Below are 18,539 nucleotides of genomic sequence, written 5' to 3'. Positions count from 1 at the left end.
GAGGACGGGTCGGAATGTGCGTGGCGCTCACTGGAAGCCGGGCACGGTCGGGGGCTGGCCCATCAGGACGGCGCCGGCGGCGTCGTACATCGCGGGTCCGAGGAAGGCGTGCTGCTGGGGCACGAGGGCATCGCCGAGCAGCCACTGCAGCGGGTGGGTCGTGGCGATCGCGCCGGTGCCGGAGAGCTGGATGACCTGGTTGACGGTGTCGGCGGCGGTCTTGGCGAGGTGGGTGGCGGACAGCCGCAGGTGGGCGTTGTGCTGCTCGGTCGTCGGGTCCCCGGCGAGGACGGTCTGCCAGGCCTCCTCGGTCACCTCGTAGAAGTAGGCGCGCGCCGAGCGCAGCGTCGCCTCCGCCTCGGCGAGACCGGTGCGGTAGTAGGCCCGATCGGCGAGCTTGGGGGCGCCGGTCACGCCGGTGCGACCGGCCCCGACCGCGGTGGCGAAGTCGAGCGCGGACCGCGCGACGCCGGCACCGACGACGGCCAGCACCTGGGCGGCGTAGGCGAGGGTGGGATAGCGGTAGAGCGGCTCGTCGACGGTCGGCTGCCCGCCGCGGATGAAGGTCCACTCGCGCGGCACCTCGACGTGGTCGACCGCGAGGTCGAAGGAGCCGGTGCCCTTCATCCCGACGACGTCCCACTCCTGCACGATCTCGACCTGGCCCGGCCGGAGCAGGGCGGTGCGCGGCTTGCCGGCGGTCGAGTCGTCGCCCGGGATCCCGACGCCGAGGATGTCGGCGCCCATGCAGCCGCTGGCGAACTTCCAGCGCCCGTTGACCAGGAAGCCGGACGGCGTGGGCTCGGCGTGCTGCACGGGGAAGAGCCCGCCCGCGAAGCACACGTCCGGACCGTCGGCGTACAGCTCGGCCTGGGTCTCCAGGGGGAGCGCGGCGAGGTAGACGAGGGCCGACCCGAAGCTCGCGACCCAGCCGGTCGAGCCGTCGACGGCCGAGATCCGCTCGATCCTGCGTAGGAACTCGCCGGGCGGCAGCGGCTCGCCCCCGAAGCGCCGCGGCGTCGAGGCCCGGTAGATGCCGGTCTCCTTGAGCCGGGCGACGAAGTCCGGCGAGACGTACCGCTGGTCGCGGAACTCCTGGCGGCGGGCGGTGAGCTCCACGAGCACGTCCTCAAGCGGGACGGCGGCCGTGCGGCTCTCCTGGGTCTGGACCATCGGGGTGCTCCTCATCGATTCATCGATCGGGTCTGGATCCGACGCTAGGTACGCCGCTGCGGGAGCGCGATTGGTCATTGCCTGCCCGGGAGCGGGGATTCCCTCCGGTGGGCGTAGGTGATTTCTTCAGCCCGCCACCGAGTCGGGGACTGCGGCCGGGGACGGTCGGCTCCTACGCTGGCCCGATGCAGGTCGACCCGGCGGCACCCGAGTTCGCGACCTCCGACTTCGTCGCGATGATGAACGCCTCGACCACGTGCGTCCTGGTCCACGACGCCGTCACGAAGAACATCCTGTGGGCCAACCCGGCGGCCTGCGAGATGCTCGAGTTCACGCTCGAGGAGATCCGGCCGCTCAAGGCCAACGACATGAGCAGCTCGGCGCAGCAGTACGACCGCGTTCTCGGCCGGGCCTGGCTGCACGAGGCGGTCGAGCACGGGTCGAGCCGCATCGAGTGGCACTACCGCTCCAAGTCCGGCCGGGTGATCCCGACCGACGCGCTGGCCGTGCGGGTGGAGCTGTCGCAGGGACCGGCGGTGATGGTGCAGTTCCGCGACATCGCCCGCGAGCAGCAGGTCGAGCGCGAGCTGAAGCTCACGACGTCGTACGTCGACGCGCTGGCACGGCACACCTCCACGGTCGCGTTCCTGCTCGATGCCGCCGGCGCCGTCCGCTTCGCCACCGACACGGCGCTGGGCTACATCGGCCTGACGGGCGACGACGACCCGCCGGCCGGGCACCCGCTCACGACCTACGGCCGCCTGCGCCGTGGTGGTCGTCCGGTCACGTGGGCGGAGACCGCGGCGGCCGCGGCACCGGTCGGTCCGGTCCAGCTGGAGCTGATCGGCGAAGGCGGCAGCACGACCTGGCTGGAGGGGAGCCTCGAACGCCTGCGGGTCCAAGAGGTCGACGCCTTCTTGATGATCCTGCACGACGTCTCGGAGCGGGTGCAGGGCGAGGTACGGCGCGAGCTGGAGCTACGCCACGAGAACTACCTGGCCCGCTACAACGCGATGGGTGACATGGCGATGGCCATCGCCCACGAGCTCGGCCAGCCGCTGTCCGCCGCCGGGAACTTCATCGCCGGCATCCGCACCCGCTCGACGGCGGCCGCCGGCTCGGGGGAGATGCCGCAGCGCCTCGCGGACCAGGTGGCGTACGGCCTCGACAGCGCCGCCCGGCAGATCGACCGGGCCACCGAGATCGTCACCGCCCTGCGCTCGTTCGTCGGACACCTCGAGCACGTCGAGCAGGTCGTCGACCTCAACGAGGTGGTCCGCGAGTGCCTGTACTTCATCCGCCTGCGCGCCGCCGCGAGCGGCGTCGAGCTGCGGGTCGAGCCCGACGACGGCCCGGTGCTGGTCCGCTGCGAGCAGGTGCTGACCGGCCAGGTCGTGATGAACCTGTGCTTCAACGCCATCGACGAGATGGCCGCCTGCGACGAGGCCGTGCGCGAGATCGTGGTGACCGTGCGGGCCTCGGAGGGGATGGGCGTGGTCACCGTCGACGACCGTGGTCGCGGCGTGACCCGCGACCCGTTCGCCGAGTCGTTCACCAGCAAGGAGGCGGGCAGCGGCATCGGCCTGGCGTTGAGCCACCGGATCATCACCCGCCAGCACGGCAGCATCTGGGCGGAGCTGCGCGATGGCGGCGGGTCCCGGTTCGGGTTCGCGCTGCCCCTGGTCGAGAGCCCCGCGTCGTAGGGGAAATCCTCAGCCGGCGAGGTGGAAGTCTCGATACCTCTGCGGCTGGTGCCGCGCCTAGCGTCGAGGCCATGTCCGAGGAGCTCACCACCACCCAGCGTGACTTCCGCGCCGCGATGGCGAACCTGTCGGCCGCGGTCAACGTCGTCACGACCGACGGCGTCAGCGGCCGGGCCGGCATCACCGTCAGCGCGGTGTGCTCGGTCACCGACACCCCGCCGACGCTGCTGGTCTGCGTCAACCAGGCCAGCTACACCCACGACATCTTCCGCACCAACCGCCGGGTCGCGATCAACGTCCTCGGTCGCCGGCACGAGGAGCTCGCCCTGCACTTCGCGGGCGCGACCCGGTTGCCGATGGAGGAGCGGTTCGCGCTGCCGGTGTGGGACCACGACCGGCACGGCGTACCCGTGCTCGACGACGCCGCCGCGGTGCTCGTCGGCCAGGTCGGTGCGGAGTTCACCCAGGGCACCCACACGGTGCTGTTCGTCGAGGTCGACCACGTCAGCGTCCGCGACGAGGCCGGCGCCCTGCTCTACTTCCAGCGCGGCTTCCACCAGATCGCGCCCGCGGACCGGGTCGCGGCGAGCGCTTGAGGCGGCTGAGCGGGATGACCGAGCGCACGACCCTGATGTGTTACAACGACACCCACGGCTACGGCTGGCGGCACGTGGACCTGTTCGTCCACGACAGCGAGGGCCGCGAGCTCAACTGGGTGCACTGGCAGGTCCCCGCCGACGGCCCGGAGGCCGCCGACGACGTCACCTCCCGGGTCGAGCCCTCCCTGCGTCGTACGTCGGACTGGCGGCACGCCGTCAGCGCCGGCGGGATGGACTACTGGGAGGCCGACGCCGTGTGGGAGGACGAGGCATGACCTCGGCCCCGTGGTCCCTGCGCACCCTGGTCGAGGACCTGCGGACCGGGCGGACCACGCCCGCGGACGTACACGCCCGGTTCCGCGCGCGGGTGGCCGCCACGGATCCCGTGCTGCGTGCCTGGGTCGAGCTCGCGCCGCCACCCCCGGACGCCGGGGCGGCCGGCTCACTCGGTGGTGTGCCGCTCGGCGTCAAGGACATCATCGACGTCGCCGGGCTGTCGACCCGGTGCGGCGCCGCCGTGCGCGCCGACGCGGGCCCGGCCCCGGCCGATGCCGCGATCGTGACGGCGTGGCGGTCCGCAGGCGCCGTACCCGCGGGCAAGACGGTCACCACCGAGTTCGCGTTCTTCGCCCCCGGTCCCACCGCCAACCCCGCGGCCCCCGGACACACGCCGGGCGGCTCGTCGAGCGGCTCCGCCGCCGCCGTCGCCGCGGGGCAGGTCCCGTTGGCGCTCGGCTCCCAGACCGCGGGCTCGGTCACCCGGCCCGCCTCCTACTGCGGCGTCGCCTCGCTCGTGATGAGCCACGGGCGGTACCCGGTCACCGGCGTCACCGGACTCAGCCCGAGCCTCGACAGCCATGGCGTGCTCGCCGCGTCGGCGTCCGACCTCGCCCTGGCCTGGGCAGCGCTGACCGGGACCCAGGATGCCGGGGCCGCCCTCGGGCGTGCGCCGCGGGTCCTGCTGTGGACCGGCGCGGCACTGGGCGTCGTCGAGGACGCCATGTCGGCCGCGCTCGAGGCGGCCGTCGACCGGCTGCGTGCGGCCGGTGCGAGCGTCGACCCGTTCCCCGAGGAGCGGCTCGTCGCCGAGCTCACCTGCGCACATCCCGTCGTGATGGCCTTCGAAGCCGCTCGCGAGCGCGCGGCCGAGCTGGCCCGCGCCGACGAGCTCAGCGAGCCCCTCGCGGCGCTGCTCCGGACCGGTGCGGCCACGTCCCACGCGGACTACCGGGCCGCGTGCGAGGTCGTGGACGCGGGGGAGCGGTCGCTCGCGGCCCACCTGTCGTCGTACGACGTCGTGCTCGGCCCCGCGGCACCCGGTGCAGCGCCTCGCGGCCTCGCCGCGACGGGTGACCCTGTCCTCAGCCGGGCCTGGCAGGCGCTGGGCCTGCCCACCGCAGCGGTCCCCGGCCTCGTCGACGAGGCGGGCCTGCCGCTCGGCGTCCAGCTCGTCGGCCGCCGCCGCGGGGAGACCGAACTGCTCGGCCACGCCACGTGGCTCGAACGACACCTGACCGGAGCGCTTCGGTCCTAGAGTGAGGGTGGTGCCCGATGAACCCGTCCGCCTCCGCAACCCCGCGTGAACCCGTGACCCCTGTGGTCCACATCGTCGACGACGACGAGGACCTCCGGCAGTCGCTGGTGTTCTTGTTCGAGAGCGTCGGGATCACCGCGTACACCTACCCCGACGCGCCGACCTTCCTCGACGAGATGGACCCCGACGAGCCGAGCGTGGTGATCGTCGACGTGCGCATGCCCGGCCTGAGCGGCTTCCAGCTGCAGGAGCAGCTGGTGGCCCGCGAGTACCCCGCGCCGGTCATCTTCTGCTCGGCCCACGGCGACATCCCGATGTCCGTGCGCGCCTTGCGCCACGGTGCCGTCGACTTCCTCGAGAAGCCCTACGAGCCGCAGAAGATGCTCGAGGTCGTCCAGGAGCACCTCGAGGTCGCCGCCCAGCGCTTCGCCGACGACCACTGCCGTCGGTCCGTCTCCGCGCGCCTCGACGCCCTCACGCCGCGTGAGCGCGAGGTGCTGCGGCTCGTCATCGCGGGCCTGCCGAGCCAGCACATCGCGCGCGAACTCGGCACCAGCGTCAAGACCGTCGACGTGCACCGGGCGCGGATCAAGGCCAAGACCGACGCGGAGAGCCTCGGCACGTTGGTGCGCGACGTGCTGCAGTACCGGGTGGTCGTGTAGCAGGATCCGGGCCATGAGCGAGCACCTCGTGAGCAGGTCCGACATCGACGCACTGGTGGCGGTGGGCCTGGCCTGGGGCGATCTCCCGGAGGCCACGGCCGTGCGCGCCGCCGCCTTCTGGCCGGACCTGCGCCGCGACCCGAGTGCGGCGGGCGCCCGACTGTGGCGTGAGAACCACGACTGCGTCGTGTACGGAGGCGACCCGGATCTCCTGGACGAGGACGAGCGCGCCTCCTTGCTCGAGGAGTACGAGGCGGACTTCGGACCTCTGCCGCCCTACGCGTTCGACCCGATGCCCGGATTCCCGTCTGCTCGGGCCGGGCTGCGGGTGATCAGCTACTACAGCTACCAGACCAGCAACCATTGGGCCAACGAAGGTCCCACGCCCATCTCCGTCTTCCTGGACGCCCTGCGGTCGTTCGGCGAGTCGATGGCCGATGCCGGCGTCTCGTCCGGGGAGCTCCCCTGGGGGATCGACGACGAGCACCGTGACTACTTTCTCCGCTACTGAGACCGCGGCCTCGCGTCCCGCTGCGGGGCCATCAGCACCGAGGCGGTCGGGTACGCCGAGGCGAACTCGTCCGGCAGCGGTGCGACGAACACGTTCTCGGTGCGCGTGCGGGTGATCAGCCAGCGACCGTCGTCGCGCCGGAACGCGTTGTTGAGCCGGCTCGAGCGGAGCAGGGCGGTGCCGTCGGCGTAGAGCCACGGCTGCATGTGGATCCACTGGCCCTCGGCCCGATCCCCGTCGACGTGGATCTGCTCCGAGGTCAGGTAGTGGGCGTTCAGCACCAGCGCCGGAGTGCGGTCGGGCGACCAGAAGCGCTCGAAGTGCGCGCGTACGGCGGCCTTGCCGACGGCACGGCCGAACTGACCGTCGTACTGCTCGCCGACGCCCTCCCAGACGGCGTCGGCGGCGTAGAGGTCCATGACGAGGTCGATGCGGTGGGCGTCGTCGGACACGCCGGCCTCGGGGCAGGGCGTGTCGCACAGGAACATGTAGCGGGCCTGGAGACGGCGGATCTCCGCCTCCGCCTCCAGGACCGCCACCCGGCGCCGCAGCGCCTCGAGGTCGTCGCTCATCGGCCGGTTCCGGTCCGCGCCGGCGCGGTCTCGGGGAGCAGCAGCAGGCACACCACGGTGACGGCCATGCCGGCGGCGAGGTAGTAGCCGACCGACGACGCGTGCCCGGTCCACTCGATCAGCCGGTTGGCGATCGAGGGGGACAGGCCACCGCCGAGGACCGCGCCGACCTGGTAGGCCAGGCCGGCGCCGGACTGGCGCTGCTCGGCGGTGAACAGCTCGGTGAGGAAGGTGATCAGCGGGCCGAACAGGAAGCCGGTGAGGAAGAACCCGCCCGCGGTCGCCACGGCCCACATGGCCAGCGAGCCGTGTTGGGCGAGTGGGAAGAGGATGAGCACGTAGCCGAGCACCGCGACGGCTGCCGTGAGCATCACCGGCTTGCGGCCCAGGCGGTCGGAGAGGCGGGCGCCGGCGACGACGGTGACGGCGTGCACCGCGAGGCCGGGCAGGGTGCACCAGAGCACGGACTTGATCTCGAGACCGAGGCCCTTGGGGGCGGGCGAGGCGGCGTACGACAGCATGAACCCGGCCAGCACGAACATCACCGCGTTCAGGCCCATGTTGGCTCCGGCGGCGAGCAGCAGGCGGCGCCAGTTGTCGCGCAGCACGTTCCAGACCGGGATCCGGGCGATCTGCTGCGCGGACCGCTCCGAGGCGAGCTCTTGGAAGACGGGCGACTCCTCGAGCGAGCGCCGGGCCCAGATGCCGAGCAGGAGCACGGCGGCGCCGACCAGGAACGGGATCCGCCAGCCCCAGCTCTGCACGGTGGCAGCGGGCAGGTAGAACACGAGGACGAAGGAGAGGTTCGCGAGCAGCGCGCCCAGCGGCGAGCCGAGCGCCACGAACGCGCCGTACGCCGCCCGCTGGGAGACGGGTGCGTGCTCGACCGCCAGCACCGAGGCACCGCCGAGCTCGCCGCCTCGCGAGAAGCCGTGCACCATCCGCAGCGCGATCAGCAGCACCGGTGCGGCGACGCCGATCGAGGCGTACGACGGCAGCAGGCCCATCAGGACCGTTGCGCCGCCCATCAGGTAGAAGGTGATCAGCATGGCCCGGCGCCGCCCGTGGCGGTCGCCCACCCAGCCCATCACGATCGCGCCGAGGGGCGCGACGACGTACCCGAGGGTGTAGGTCGCGAGGCTCATGAACGACGCGAACCACGGGTCGGTGTCGCCGGAGAAGAACACGGCGGGGAACACCAGCGCCGACGCGACGGTGTAGATCGAGAAGTCGAAGAACTCCAGCGACGTCCCGGCACCGGCGCCGATGGCCAGCCTCCGGGTCTGGGCGGGGCTGATGCGAGGGGGTGCCGTCGTGACGGTCATGCGGTCTCCCTGGGGTGTGGTGCGGACCACAGCACCGTAGGAATCGCGCCACCTGCCCGGCCATTGGAGGATCCCGCGCCCCGGTTGAGGGATTCCCTTACGTGACGCTGGCATCGTCACCACCGGCGTGCGAGTCTGGCGCCATGCCGGACACCCCCGAAGCCGCCCTGGAAGCCGATGTCGTCGTGATCGGGCTCGGGCCCGGCGGTGAGCACCTCGCCGCGTCGCTCGCCCGGGCCGGGCTCTCCGTCGTCGGGGTCGACCGCCGCCTGGTCGGCGGCGAGTGCCCCTACTTCGGGTGCATCCCGTCCAAGATGATGATCCGCGCCGCCGACGCGCTCGCCGAGGGCCGGCGGGTGCCGGCGTTGGCGGGGGAGGCCGAGGTCCGCCCCGACTGGACGACCGTCGCCGACCGGATCCGCGACGAGGCCACCGACGACTGGGACGACAAGGTCGCCGTCGAGCGCCTGGAGAAGGCTGGGGCGCGCTTCCTGCGCGGCACCGGTCGGCTCGACGGGCCGCGCCGCGTGGTCGTCACGACAGCCGACGGCGAGGTCACGGTCGCTGCGAGCCGCGGCGTCGTGCTCAACACCGGGACCGAGCCCGCCGTTCCGCCGATCCCGGGGCTCGCCGGGACGCCGTACTGGACCAACCGCGACATCGTGCGGGTCCGGGACCTGCCGGCGAGCCTGGCCGTCCTCGGCGGAGGAGCCATCGGCTGCGAGCTCGCGCAGGCCTTCGCGCGCTTCGGCGTCGAGGTCACCGTGATCGAGGCGCTGGACCGGATCCTCGGTCCGGAGGAGCCGGAGGCCAGCGCCGTCGTGCACAAGGCCTTCGAAGCCGAGGGCATCACGGTGCGCACCGGCGTCGGCGTCACGGCGGTCTCCCACGAGGGCGCGTTCAGCATCGGCCTCGCCGACGGCACGTCGGTCGGCGCCGACGCGTTGCTGGTGGCGGCGGGGCGGCGTACCAACCTCGGCGACATCGGCCTCGACACCGTCGGTCTGGATCCCGCGGCGCGCACCCTCGCGGTGACCAAGAAGATGCGGGTCAAGGGCGCCAAGCGGCTGTGGGCGATCGGCGACATCACCGGCAAGGGCGCCTTCACGCACATGTCGATGTACCAGGCGAACGTCGCGATCCGGGACCTCACCGGCGAGGACGGACCGTGGGCCGACTACCGCGCCGTCTCCCGCGCGACCTTCACCGACCCCGAGGTCGGTTCGGTCGGGATGACCGAGGACCAGGCCCGGCGTGCGGGGATCCGGGTCGGCGTCGGTACGGCGGCGCTGCCGGAGTCGAGCCGCGGCTGGCTGCACAAGGTCGGCAACGACGGGGTCGTCAAGGTCGTGGTGGACCTCGACCGCGACGTCCTCGTCGGGGCCACCGCGGTCGGACCGTCCGGCGGGGAGATCATCGGGATGCTGGTGACGGCCGTCCACGCCGAGGTCCCGCTCGCGACCCTGCGCGGGATGCACTTCGCGTACCCGACTTTCCACAGGGCGATCGAGACCGCGCTCTCCGCCGTGTCGTGACGGCGGCGCCGAGGGTAGGTTGGCGGACGACCGCTGCCTATCTCGGAGGTACTCGTGAGTCACTCGTCGACCGATCCCTTGACCGCCCACCTGTCCGACCCGCTCAACGACCCGATCGGTGAACCGGCCGGTGAGCCGGTGACGCCTCCGCCCGCCGACGAGCACACCGCCATGCGCGGGATGCTGGCACCGCTCGGCCCGCCGCCGGTGGGCCCGCCGCCGATGAGCCCGCCCCCGAGCGTGGCCCTGCCGCCGGCCGCGCCCGCTCCGGCCGTCGAGCCGCGCCGGTTCATGAGCGCCACCGACTTCCTCGACCGCCGCGACAGCGACTCGACGTCGGGGCCCGCGACGTGGGGCTGGCGCGGTCGGGTACGCCGCTGGAGCGGTGGGCTGATCAAGCCGTCGATGGGTGCCGCCGAGCGGTCCTACGAGGCCGACCGCGCGGCGATCCAGAAGGACTTCGACGGACCGCGGACCATCGCGTTCGTCAACCCGAAGGGCGGTGCGGCGAAGACCACCGGCGTGCTGGCCGCGGGCTACACCTTCGGCACCGTCCGCGGTGGCGGCGTGATCGCGTGGGACAACAACGAGACACGAGGAACGCTGGGCATCCGCGGCACCCGCAGCACCCACCGCAACACCACCCGCGAGCTGCTCGAGGACCTCGGCCGGTTCTCCGACGTCTACCAGTCCCGGATCGGCGACCTCGGCGCCTTCGTCCGCTCCCAGGGCGACGCCCACTTCGACGTGCTCGCCTCCGACGAGCGTCCCGACGTCACCGGCGTCATCCACGCCGACGACTTCGCTGCCGTCCACGCCCTGCTCGAGCGCTTCTACCGGATCCTCCTCGTCGACACGGGCAACAACCTCAGAGCCGAGAACTGGCTCGCCGCCGCCGGTGCCGCCGACCTCCTCGTCGTGACCAGCACGGTCCGCGAGGACACCGGCTACAGCGGCCTGTGGATGCTCGACGCGCTGCAGGACGCCGGCCACGAGAACCTCAAGTACAAGACGATCACGGTCCTCTCCGACCCCAGCCCCAAGGTCGACGAGGCGCTCGCGCGCGACCTGGTGCAGGTCTACGAGCAGCGCACCCGCGGCGTCTACCGGGTGCCGTACGACCCGGCGCTGGTCTCCGGCTCGGTCGTCCCCTACGCGCAGCTGTCCGCCGAGACGCGGCGGTCCTGGCTGCGGGCGTGCGCGGCGATGGCGACAGCACTCTGACCCGGATCGACGGCTCGATGCCGGGTACCTCCCGCAGGTCAGCAGACCGACGACGAGAGGAGCCCTCGATGGGTCTCGACGACAAGCTGAGCAACAAGACCGAGGAGATGTCCGGCAAGGCCAAGGAGGCGGTGGGCAAGGCCACCGACGACGAGGACCTCGAGAACGAGGGCAAGGTCGACAAGGCCAAGGGCAACCTCAAGCAGGCCGGCGAGAAGGTGAAGGACGCCTTCAAGTAGGGCCCGGCGAGCGTGTGGGGAGGGACCCGGTGTCAGCCGGGTCCCTCCGTCGCGTCGTGGTCAGACCAGTCTTCGATTGGGCACAGACCGCACGTCGCGGCCCCGGAATGTTGCGGTTTGGGACCAAACCGCAATGTCTGCCACGCGGATCCCGGTTGGCCGGGAGCGGCTCCCAGCCGGTAGGGTGGCCCGCAGTTCGACATCCTTTAACGAGCCGTCCAGTGAGGCGGAGAAGGAGGGCCGTTCAGCCTTGCCTGCACAGCAGACCCCCGGGGCACCCGATGGCACCGTCAGCGGTCGCGTCGTCCTCGACGCCGGCGACATCAGCCGGGCGTTGATCCGCATCTCCCACGAGATCCTCGAGCGCAACAAGGGCGCCGAGGATCTTCTTCTTCTCGGGCTCCACACCCGCGGCGTGCCGCTGGCCCGGCGCCTGGCCGACAACATCGCCCAGGTCGAGGGTACGACGGTCGCCACCGGCGAGCTCGACGTCACGATGTACCGCGACGACCTGCGGTCGAACCCGACCCGCGCGCCGCACCGCACCCAGGTGCCGGCCGGCGGGATCGACGGCAAGACCGTCGTCCTGGTCGACGACGTCCTCTACTCCGGGCGCACGATCCGCGCCGCGCTCGACGCGCTCTCGGACCTGGGCCGCCCGGCCGTCGTACGACTGGCGGTGCTGGTCGACCGGGGTCACCGCGAGCTCCCGATCCGTGCCGACCACGTCGGCAAGAACCTGCCGACCGCCCGCAGCGAGCGCGTCAGCCTGCGGCTGGTCGAGACCGACGGCGAGGACGAGGTGCGCATCTCGTGAACAAGCATCTGCTGAGCATCGACGACGTGAGCGCCGACGACATCCGGGAGATCTTCACGACCGCCGCGGAGATGCACGACGTGCAGCGCCGCCAGGTCAAGAAGCTCCCGGCGCTGCGCGGGCGCACCGTCATCAACCTGTTCTTCGAGGACTCCACCCGGACCCGGTCGAGCTTCGAGATCGCCGGCAAGTGGCTCTCCGCCGACGTGATCAACCTGTCCGCGAAGGGCAGCAGCGCGAGCAAGGGCGAGTCGCTGCGCGACACCGTGCTCACGGTCACCGCGATGGGCATCGACGGGCTGGTGGTCCGCCACGGCGCCAGCGGCGCGGCCGAGCAGATCAGCCGCTGGATCGACGTACCGGTCATCAACGCCGGCGACGGCACCCACGAGCACCCCACCCAGGCCCTGCTCGACGGCTACACGCTGACCTGCAAGCTCGGCACGCTGGAGGGCAAGCACGTCGCGATCGTCGGCGACCTGACCCACAGCCGGGTGTTCCGCAGCAACGTCAAGAGCCTCACCAAGCTCGGCGCCACCGTCACGGCCGTCGCGCCGCCGACGCTGATGCCCGCCGGTGTGGGGGACTGGTCCAAGGCGGCGGGCTTCGCGACGGCGTACGACCTCGACGAGGTGCTACCCCAGGCCGACGCCGTGATGATGCTGCGGGTCCAGCGCGAGCGGATGAGCGGTGGCTTCTTCCCGACCGCACGCGAGTACACCGTCGGTTACGGCCTGACCCGTGACCGGCTGGCCGTGCTGAAGCCCGGGACGCCGATCCTGCACCCGGGCCCGATGAACCGCGGCCTGGAGATCTCCGCGGACGCCGCCGACGCCCTCGACTCGGTCGTGCTCGACCAGGTGTCCGCGGGTGTCGCGGTCCGCATGTCCGTGCTGTACCACCTGCTCGCCGGTGAGGAGACCAGCGCATGAGCATCCTGATCAAGGGCGCCACCCTGCCCGACGGTACGACGACCGACGTCCTCGTCGAGGACGGCACCGTCGCCGAGCTCGGCTCGGTGAAGACCAAGGCGGACCGCACGATCGACGCCGACGGCCTGCGGCTGCTGCCAGGCCTGGTCGACCTGCACACCCACCTGCGCGAGCCCGGCCGCGAGGACGCCGAGACGGTGCTCACCGGCTCGCGCGCCGCCGCTGTCGGCGGCTACACCGCGGTCCTGGCGATGGCCAACACCAACCCCGTCACCGACACCGCCGAGGCGGCTGAGCGGGTCTACGACCTCGGCCGGCAGGCCGGGCTGGTCGACGTCCAGCCGGTCGGCGCGGTCACCAAGGCCCTGGCGGGCGAGGAGCTCGCCGAGCTCGGCCTGATGGCCCGCAGCCGCGCCAAGGTGCGGGTCTTCTCCGACGACGGCAGGTGCGTCCACGACCCGCGTGTCATGCGCCGGGCGCTGGAGTACGTCAAGGCGTTCGGCGGCGTGGTCAGCCAGCACAGCCAGGACCCGAGCCTCGCGGGGCCGACCGCCTGCTGCCACGAGGGCGAGCTCTCCGGCCGGCTCGGCCTGCCGGGCTGGCCCGGCGTCGCCGAGGAGGTCATCGTTGCGCGCGACGTGATGCTCGCCCGCCACACCGGCAGCCGGGTCCACGTCGCGCACGTCTCGACCGCCGGCAGCGTCGAGGTCATCCGCTGGGCCAAGGCGCAGGGGATCGACGTGACCGCCGAGGTCACGCCCCACCACCTGCTGCTCACCACCGACCTGCTCACCGGCTACGACCCGACGTTCAAGGTCAACCCGCCGCTGCGTCCCGACGAGGACGTGCAGGCGCTGCGCGAGGCCCTGGCCGACGGCACCATCGACGCCGTCGCCACCGACCACGCGCCGCACGCGCGCCACGACAAGGAGCACGCCTTCGTCGACGCGGCGTTCGGCATGCTCGGCCTCGAGACCGCGCTGCCGGTGATCACCACGGTGATGGTCGAGTCCGGCCTGCTCGACTGGGCCGGTGTGGCCCGGGTGATGAGCGCCAACCCGGCCCGGATCGCCGGCCTGGACGACGCCCACGGCCGCCCGATCGCCGTCGGCGAGCCCGCCAACCTCACCCTGGTCGACCCGGCCGCGAAGGTGGTCGTCGACCGCGCCGCCAGCGTCTCGCTCAGCCGCAACAACCCCTGGCACGACCGCAAGCTCACCGGCCGCGTCCTCGCGACGCTGCTGCGCGGCACCCCCACCGTCCTGGAAGGAGCGCTCGCATGAGCACCCCCGCACTGCTCGTCCTCGAGGACGGCCGCACGTTCCGCGGCGAGGCCTACGGCGCCGAGGGCGAGACCTTCGGCGAGGCCGTCTTCAACACCGGCATGACCGGCTACCAGGAGACGCTGACCGACCCGTCGTACCACCGTCAGGTCGTCGTGATGACGGCTCCCCACATCGGCAACACCGGCGTCAACGACGAGGACCCGGAGTCGAAGCGGATCTGGGTGGCCGGGTACGTCGTCCGCGAGCCGGCGCGCATCCCCAGCAACTGGCGCTCGCGCCGCAGCCTCGACGACGAGCTCAGGGAGCAGGGCGTCGTCGGCATCTCCGGCATCGACACCCGCGCGCTCACCCGCCACCTGCGCGAGCGCGGCGCGATGCGGGTCGGCATCTCCACCGTCGAGACCGACCCCGAGAAGCTGCTCGCCAAGGTCAAGGACGCCGCCGAGATGTCCGGCGCCAACCTGTCCGAGGCGGTCTCCACCGGCGAGGCGTACGTCGTGCCGGCGCAGGGGGAGAAGCGGTTCACCGTGGCCGCCCTCGACCTCGGCATCAAGGACATGACGCCGCAGCGGATGAGCGAGCGCGGCATCGAGGTCCACGTCCTGCCCGCCACCGCGTCGATCGACGAGGTCCTGGCCGTGAAGCCCGACGGCCTCTTCTTCTCCAACGGCCCCGGCGACCCGGCCGCCACGACCGGCCAGGTCGAGCTGCTCCAGCAGTCGCTGGAGCGCGGCCTGCCGTACTTCGGCATCTGCTTCGGCAACCAGCTCTTCGGCCGCGCGCTCGGCTTCGGCACCTACAAGCTGAAGTACGGCCACCGCGGCATCAACCAGCCGGTGATGGACCTGACCACCCGCAAGGTCGAGGTCACCGCCCACAACCACGGGTTCGCGGTCGACGCCCCGGTCGGCGAGCCCACCGAGACGCCGTACGGCACCGCCACGGTCAGCCACGTGTGCCTCAACGACGACGTCGTCGAGGGACTCGAGCTCCGCGACGGTGGCGGCAGGCTCAAGGCGTTCTCCGTCCAGTACCACCCCGAGGCCGCCGCCGGCCCGCACGACGCGGCGTACCTCTTCGACCGCTTCACCACGCTCCTGGAGGAGAACGCCTGATGCCGAAGCGCGAAGACATCAAGTCCGTCCTGGTCATCGGCTCCGGGCCGATCGTCATCGGCCAGGCCTGCGAGTTCGACTACTCCGGCACCCAGGCCTGCCGGGTGCTCAAGGAGGAGGGCCTGCGGGTCATCCTGATCAACTCCAACCCGGCCACGATCATGACCGACCCGGAGTTCGCCGACGCGACGTACGTCGAGCCGATCACCCCCGAGTTCGTCGAGAAGGTGATCGCCAAGGAGCGCCCCGACGCGATCCTGCCGACCCTCGGCGGCCAGACCGCGCTGAACGCCGCCATCGCGGCCCACGAGAGCGGCGTGCTGGAGAAGTACGGCGTCGAGATGATCGGCGCCAGCTTCGAGGCGATCCACCGCGGCGAGAACCGTGAGCTGTTCAACGCGATCGTGCACAAGGTCGGCGGCGAGGTCGCGCGCTCCTTCGTGTGCCACTCGATGGAGGAGGTCGAGAAGGCCGCCGCCGACCTGGGCTTCCCGATCGTGGTCCGCCCGTCCTTCACCATGGGCGGCCTCGGCTCCGGCATCGCCTACGACGAGGCCGACATGCACCGCATCGCCGGCGCCGGCCTGTCCGCGTCGCCGACCACCGAGGTCCTCATCGAGGAGTCGATCATCGGGTGGAAGGAGTACGAGCTGGAGGTGATGCGCGACAAGGCCGACAACGTCGTGATCATCTGCTCGATCGAGAACTTCGACCCGATGGGCGTGCACACCGGCGACTCGATCACGGTCGCGCCCGCGATGACGCTGACCGACCGCGAGTACCAGCACCTGCGCGACCTCGCGATCGGCATCATCCGCGAGGTCGGCGTCGACACGGGCGGCTGCAACATCCAGTACGCCGTCAACCCCGCCGACGGCCGGGTCATCGTGATCGAGATGAACCCCCGCGTCTCGCGCTCGTCCGCGCTGGCGTCGAAGGCCACCGGCTTCCCGATCGCCAAGATCGCCGCGAAGGTCGCCGTCGGCTACACCCTCGACGAGATTCCCAACGACATCACCGAGGAGACCCCGGCCTCCTTCGAGCCGACCCTCGACTACGTCGTGGTGAAGGTGCCGCGGTTCGCGTTCGAGAAGTTCCCGACCGCCGACCCGACGCTGACCACCCACATGAAGTCGGTCGGCGAGGCGATGGCCATCGGGCGCAGCTTCACCGAGGCGCTCAACAAGGCGCTTCGCTCGCTGGAGAACAAGCACGCGCCGTTCGACTGGGCCTCGCCCGTCGGCGACAAGGCCGCGCTGCTCGAGACGATCAAGGTCCCGCACGACGGCCGCCTGCAGGAGGTGATGCAGGCGATCCGCGCCGGCGCCACCCAGGCCGAGATCCACGACGCCACGAAGATCGACCCGTGGTTCGTGGACCAGGTCTTCCTGATCGACGAGGTCGCCCAGCAGGTCGCCGCCACCGAGACTCTCGACGCCGGCGCGCTGCGACTGGCCAAGCGCCACGGCCTCTCCGACGCCCAGATCGCAGCCATCCGCGGCCTGCAGGAGTCCGAGGTCCGCATCGCCCGGCAGACGCTCGGTGTCCGCCCGGTCTTCAAGACCGTCGACACCTGCGCCGCCGAGTTCGCCGCGGCCACGCCGTACTACTACTCGTCCTACGACGAGGAGACCGAGGTCCAGCCGCGCGCCGAGGGCAAGCAGGCCGTGATCATCCTCGGCTCGGGCCCGAACCGGATCGGCCAGGGCATCGAGTTCGACTACTCGTGCGTGCACGCCAGTCTCGCGCTGGCCGAGGCCGGCTACGAGACGATCATGGTCAACTGCAACCCCGAGACAGTCTCGACCGACTACGACACCTCGGACCGGCTCTACTTCGAGCCGCTCACGATGGAGGACGTGCTCGAGATCTACGAGGCCGAGAAGGCCGCCGGACCGATCGCGGGCGTGATCGCGACCCTCGGAGGCCAGACGCCGCTCGGCCTCGCGCAGGGTCTGCAGGACGCCGGGGTCCCGATCGTCGGCACCAGCCCCGAGGCGATCGACCTCGCTGAGGAGCGCGGTGCGTTCGGCCGGGTGCTCGCCGACGCAGGCCTGGTCGCGCCCAAGCACGGCACCGCGGTGTCGTACGACGACGCGCGGGCCATCGCCCACTCGATCGGGTACCCGGTGCTCGTGCGGCCGTCGTACGTCCTCGGCGGGCGTGGCATGCAGATCGTCTACAGCGACCAGGCGCTCGAGGCCTACATCAACGCCGCGACCGAGATCAGCCCGGACCGGCCGGTGCTGGTCGACCGGTTCATCGACGACGCGGTCGAGATCGACGTCGACGCGCTGTACGACGGCACCGACCTGTTCCTCGGCGGCGTGATGGAGCACATCGAGGAGGCCGGCATCCACTCCGGCGACTCGTCGTGCGCGCTGCCGCCGATCACTCTCGGCAACGCCGAGATCGCCCGGATCCGCGAGGCCACGACGGCCATCGCGAAGGGTGTCGGCGTGCGTGGCCTGATCAACATCCAGTTCGCGCTGGGCGCCGACGTGCTCTACGTCATCGAGGCCAACCCGCGCGCGTCGCGCACCGTGCCGTTCGTCTCCAAGGCGACCGGGACCCAGCTCGCCAAGGCCGCGGCCCGGCTGATGCTGGGGGAGTCGATCGCCGAGCTGCGTGCCTCCGGGGTGCTCCCGGCCGGGGGCGACGGCGGCACCCTGCCCGCCGACTCGCCGATCGCGGTCAAGGAGGCGGTGCTGCCGTTCAACCGGTTCCGCACCAAGGAGGGCCAGTTCGTCGACACCGTGCTCGGCCCGGAGATGAAGTCGACCGGCGAGGTGATGGGCTTCGACGCCGACTTCGGCACGGCGTTCAGCAAGTCGCAGGCCGCGGCGTACGGCCCGCTTCCGACCTCCGGCAAGGTGTTCATCTCCATCGCCGACCGCGACAAGCGCACGATGATCTTCCCGACCCGGGTGCTCGTCGACTACGGCTTCGAGATCCTCGCGACCCAGGGCACCGCCGAGGTGCTGCGCCGCAACGGCATCCAGGCCACCGTGGTGCGCAAGCACTTCGAGGGCAAGGGCCCCGACGGCGAGCCGACCGTCGTCGACATGATCCTGGCCGGCGACATCGACCTGATCGTCAACACCCCGCACGGCTCGACCACGTCGTCGGGTGGCGGTGGCGACTCGCGCATCGACGGCTACGAGATCCGCTCGTCGGCCGTCCTCACCGGCACGCCGTGCATCACCACCGTGCAGGGCCTCGCGGCCGCCGTGCAGGGCATCGCGGCGGTGCGGGCCGGGTCGGTCGGCGTGCGCTCGCTGCAGGAGTGGAATGGGCGCGTCGGTGATTGAG

17 protein-coding genes are annotated in these 18,539 nt (G+C 71.7%); 14 read left to right on the top strand and 3 right to left on the bottom strand.

Going from position 1 to position 18,539, the window contains the following annotated elements:
- Positions 1-27: 27 nt before the first annotated feature.
- Positions 28-1,173 carry an acyl-CoA dehydrogenase family protein gene (locus FBY23_RS15975; RefSeq protein ID WP_141799048.1) on the bottom strand — a complete coding sequence of 382 codons (1,146 nt, stop codon included), beginning with the start codon at positions 1,171-1,173 and terminating at the stop codon, positions 28-30.
- 185 nt (positions 1,174-1,358) lie between these two features.
- On the opposite strand from FBY23_RS15975, the gene FBY23_RS15970 reads away from it, so the two are divergent.
- The 6 genes from FBY23_RS15970 (at position 1,359) to FBY23_RS15945 (ending at position 6,182) form a co-directional block, all read left to right on the top strand.
- Positions 1,359-2,876, top strand: a complete 1,518-nt coding sequence (locus tag FBY23_RS15970) for a PAS domain-containing sensor histidine kinase (RefSeq protein ID WP_141799047.1) — start codon at positions 1,359-1,361, stop codon at positions 2,874-2,876.
- 71 nt (positions 2,877-2,947) lie between these two features.
- Positions 2,948-3,472, top strand: coding sequence for a flavin reductase (locus FBY23_RS15965; RefSeq protein WP_141799046.1), 525 nt, complete (start codon positions 2,948-2,950; stop codon positions 3,470-3,472).
- Between the two features lie 14 nt (positions 3,473-3,486).
- The gene (locus FBY23_RS15960) at positions 3,487-3,750 is read left to right on the top strand and encodes a hypothetical protein (RefSeq protein ID WP_141799045.1); all 264 of its coding nucleotides are present in this window, start codon (positions 3,487-3,489) and stop codon (positions 3,748-3,750) included.
- A complete protein-coding gene (locus tag FBY23_RS15955) occupies positions 3,747-5,009 on the top strand; it encodes an amidase (protein ID WP_141799044.1) in 1,263 nt (420 codons plus the stop codon). The genes FBY23_RS15960 and FBY23_RS15955 overlap by 4 nt, the downstream gene beginning before the upstream one ends.
- Before the next feature lie 53 nt (positions 5,010-5,062).
- Entirely contained in the window at positions 5,063-5,671 is a 609-nt protein-coding gene (locus tag FBY23_RS15950) for a response regulator transcription factor (RefSeq protein WP_222117843.1), read from the top strand.
- A gap of 13 nt (positions 5,672-5,684) precedes the next feature.
- A complete protein-coding gene (locus tag FBY23_RS15945; RefSeq protein WP_141799042.1) occupies positions 5,685-6,182 on the top strand; it encodes a hypothetical protein in 498 nt (165 codons plus the stop codon).
- Here the strand turns inward: FBY23_RS15945 and FBY23_RS15940 are convergent.
- The gene (locus FBY23_RS15940; RefSeq protein WP_141799041.1) at positions 6,176-6,754 is read right to left on the bottom strand and encodes a nuclear transport factor 2 family protein; all 579 of its coding nucleotides are present in this window, start codon (positions 6,752-6,754) and stop codon (positions 6,176-6,178) included. The two genes, FBY23_RS15945 and FBY23_RS15940, sit on opposite strands and share 7 nt — an antisense overlap.
- The gene (locus FBY23_RS15935; RefSeq protein ID WP_141799040.1) at positions 6,751-8,079 is read right to left on the bottom strand and encodes an MFS transporter; all 1,329 of its coding nucleotides are present in this window, start codon (positions 8,077-8,079) and stop codon (positions 6,751-6,753) included. The genes FBY23_RS15940 and FBY23_RS15935 overlap by 4 nt, the downstream gene beginning before the upstream one ends.
- A 143-nt stretch (positions 8,080-8,222) precedes the next feature.
- On the opposite strand from FBY23_RS15935, the gene FBY23_RS15930 reads away from it, so the two are divergent.
- The 8 genes from FBY23_RS15930 (at position 8,223) to carB (ending at position 18,538) form a co-directional block, all read left to right on the top strand.
- Positions 8,223-9,614, top strand: coding sequence for an NAD(P)/FAD-dependent oxidoreductase (locus tag FBY23_RS15930; protein ID WP_141799039.1), 1,392 nt, complete (start codon positions 8,223-8,225; stop codon positions 9,612-9,614).
- Positions 9,615-9,668: 54 nt separating this feature from the next.
- The gene (locus FBY23_RS15925) at positions 9,669-10,838 is read left to right on the top strand and encodes a hypothetical protein (RefSeq protein WP_260806016.1); all 1,170 of its coding nucleotides are present in this window, start codon (positions 9,669-9,671) and stop codon (positions 10,836-10,838) included.
- A 68-nt stretch (positions 10,839-10,906) separates the two neighbouring features.
- Positions 10,907-11,077, top strand: coding sequence for a CsbD family protein (locus FBY23_RS15920; protein WP_141799038.1), 171 nt, complete (start codon positions 10,907-10,909; stop codon positions 11,075-11,077).
- A 250-nt stretch (positions 11,078-11,327) separates the two neighbouring features.
- Positions 11,328-11,894, top strand: coding sequence for a bifunctional pyr operon transcriptional regulator/uracil phosphoribosyltransferase PyrR (gene pyrR, locus FBY23_RS15915; protein WP_141799037.1), 567 nt, complete (start codon positions 11,328-11,330; stop codon positions 11,892-11,894).
- Positions 11,891-12,826 carry an aspartate carbamoyltransferase catalytic subunit gene (locus tag FBY23_RS15910; protein ID WP_141799036.1) on the top strand — a complete coding sequence of 312 codons (936 nt, stop codon included), beginning with the start codon at positions 11,891-11,893 and terminating at the stop codon, positions 12,824-12,826. The genes pyrR and FBY23_RS15910 overlap by 4 nt, the downstream gene beginning before the upstream one ends.
- Positions 12,823-14,109, top strand: coding sequence for a dihydroorotase (locus tag FBY23_RS15905; protein WP_141799035.1), 1,287 nt, complete (start codon positions 12,823-12,825; stop codon positions 14,107-14,109). Before FBY23_RS15910 ends, FBY23_RS15905 begins: the two co-directional genes overlap by 4 nt.
- Positions 14,106-15,227, top strand: coding sequence for a glutamine-hydrolyzing carbamoyl-phosphate synthase small subunit (carA, locus tag FBY23_RS15900; protein WP_141799034.1), 1,122 nt, complete (start codon positions 14,106-14,108; stop codon positions 15,225-15,227). Before FBY23_RS15905 ends, carA begins: the two co-directional genes overlap by 4 nt.
- Positions 15,227-18,538, top strand: a complete 3,312-nt coding sequence (gene carB / locus FBY23_RS15895; protein ID WP_141799033.1) for a carbamoyl-phosphate synthase large subunit — start codon at positions 15,227-15,229, stop codon at positions 18,536-18,538. The genes carA and carB overlap by 1 nt, the downstream gene beginning before the upstream one ends.
- Position 18,539: the final 1 nt, after the last annotated feature.

Source organism: Nocardioides sp. SLBN-35 (assembly GCF_006715725.1).
Taxonomy (GTDB): domain Bacteria; phylum Actinomycetota; class Actinomycetes; order Propionibacteriales; family Nocardioidaceae; genus Nocardioides.
The sequence above is the reverse complement of the archived record's forward strand: the minus strand, read 5'-3'. Positions and strand labels throughout refer to the sequence as shown.